The following is a 1,995-nucleotide window of genomic DNA, read 5'->3' as shown; positions in this document are numbered from 1 at the left end:
GCCTACGTCGGCATCACCCGGGCGCGCGAGCGCCTGCACCTGTCACGCGCTGCCGTGCGCAGCGCGTGGGGTGCGCCGCAGTACAACCCGCCGTCGCGCTTCCTCGGCGAGATCCCGGAGGAGTTCGTCCACTGGGAGCGCGAGGCCACGGCGTTCGCGTCGTCCCAGCCGCGCGGGTACGCCGCGTTCGGCAGCGGGGGCGGTTCGCCCTACGGCTCGGGTGGCAGCAGGCACGACGATGACGGCCCCGTCATCGGGCGCGGCTCCGCGCCGGTGGCGCGGATGTCGTCGAGCGGTCGCAGCTCCGGGGCCGGTTCGTTCTCGACCACGAAGAACTCCGCCGTCGGCCGCGGCATGCGCGAGATCCCGAACCTCGACGCCGGCGACAAGGTGACGCACGACAGCTTCGGCCTCGGCACCGTCGTGCGCGTCGAGGGTCAGGGCGACCGAGCGATGGCTCACATCGACTTCGGCGACGGCCCACCCAAGCGCCTGCTCCTGCGCTACGCGCCCGTCACGAAGCTGTGACACGCATGAGTTGAGGATCATCAACTGAGCGGAGGGTGTGGCGGGCGTTACAGTGCGAGTAACCGCCCGAGAGGATTGAGTCATGGTCCAGCACGCGCCTGCCACGAACGCCACCCCTACGAATGCCGCCACGAACGGCTCCGATCGACTCCGCGTCGTCGTCGCGAAGCCGGGCCTCGACGGCCACGACCGTGGTGCGAAGGTCATCGCGCGGGCGTTGCGCGACGCCGGCATGGAGGTCATCTACACGGGCCTGCACCAGACGCCGGAGCAGATCGTCACGGCTGCGGTGCAGGAGGACGCCGACGCGATCGGCCTGTCGATCCTGTCCGGTTCGCACATGACGCAGTTCGAGCGCCTGATGACGTTGCTGCGCGAGCAGGGCATCGACGACGTCGTCGTCTTCGGTGGCGGAATCATCCCCGAGGGCGACATCAAGCCGCTGCTCGACATGGGTGTCGCGCGCATCTTCACGCCCGGTGCGCCGACGCACGAGGTCGTCGCGTGGGTGCGCGAAAACGTCGGGGACGCGGCGTCCGCACACGCCTGAGAGCACCGGCGCGGACCCCTGGTTACCCCCGCACGGCAAAGCGCGTTAAAGTCACAAGAGGAACACTCCTTTCAACGATGAGGATGGATTCGCGTGGATCTCTTCGAGTACCAGGCGCGCGACATGTTCGAGGCGCACGGCGTTCCGGTGCTGGCCGGCCAGACGGCCACCACCCCGGAAGAAGCCAAGGCAGCCGCCGAGCAGATCGGTGCGAAGTCGGGCGGTGTCACCGTCGTCAAGGCCCAGGTCAAGACCGGTGGTCGCGGCAAGGCCGGCGGCGTCAAGGTAGCCAAGTCGGCTGACGAGGCCGAGCAGTACGCCAAGGACATCCTGGGCATGGACATCAAGGGCCACACCGTGGGCACCGTGATGATCGCCCAGGGCGCCAAGATCGCCGAGGAGTACTACTTCTCGATCCTGCTCGACCGAGCGAACCGCAGCTACCTCGCGATGTGCTCGAAGGAGGGCGGCGTCGAGATCGAGCAGCTCGCCGTCGAGCGTCCCGAGGCACTCGCGCGCATCGAGGTCGACCCGAACGTCGGCATCGACGGCGCGAAGGCTGACGAGATCGTCAAGGCCGCCGGGTTCGACGACGAGACGGCCGCGAAGGTCGCGCCCGTTCTCGTCAAGCTGTGGGAGACCTACCGCGACGAGGACGCGACGCTGGTCGAGGTGAACCCGCTCGTCAAGACCGAGGATGGCGACATCATTGCGCTCGACGGCAAGGTGACGCTCGACGAGAACGCTGGCTTCCGTCACCCCGACCACGAGGCTCTCGAGGACAAGGCCGCGGCCGACCCGCTGGAGGCCAAGGCCAAGGCGCTCGACCTCAACTACGTGAAGCTCGACGGCAACGTCGGCATCATCGGCAACGGTGCCGGCCTCGTCATGAGCACGCTCGACGTCGTCGCCTACGC

General features: G+C 68.4%; 2 protein-coding genes and 1 pseudogene. All 3 read left to right on the top strand.

Annotated elements, in window-relative coordinates; all coding sequences use genetic code 11:
* A pseudogene (locus B2284_RS10940) lies at positions 1 to 528 on the top strand (ATP-dependent DNA helicase PcrA); the annotation flags it as partial.
* 82 nt (positions 529 to 610) lie between these two features.
* Positions 611 to 1,078 carry a cobalamin B12-binding domain-containing protein gene (locus tag B2284_RS10935; protein ID WP_006945578.1) on the top strand — a complete coding sequence of 156 codons (468 nt, stop codon included), beginning with the start codon at positions 611 to 613 and terminating at the stop codon, positions 1,076 to 1,078.
* Between the two features lie 93 nt (positions 1,079 to 1,171).
* Positions 1,172 to 1,995: ADP-forming succinate--CoA ligase subunit beta (sucC, locus tag B2284_RS10930; protein ID WP_286697514.1), on the top strand; the 824-nt coding region annotated here is incomplete at its 3' end.

The organism is Dermacoccus sp. UBA1591 (genome assembly GCF_002322065.1).
Taxonomy (GTDB): domain Bacteria; phylum Actinomycetota; class Actinomycetes; order Actinomycetales; family Dermatophilaceae; genus Dermacoccus; species Dermacoccus nishinomiyaensis.
The sequence above is the reverse complement of the archived record's forward strand: the minus strand, read 5'-3'. Positions and strand labels throughout refer to the sequence as shown.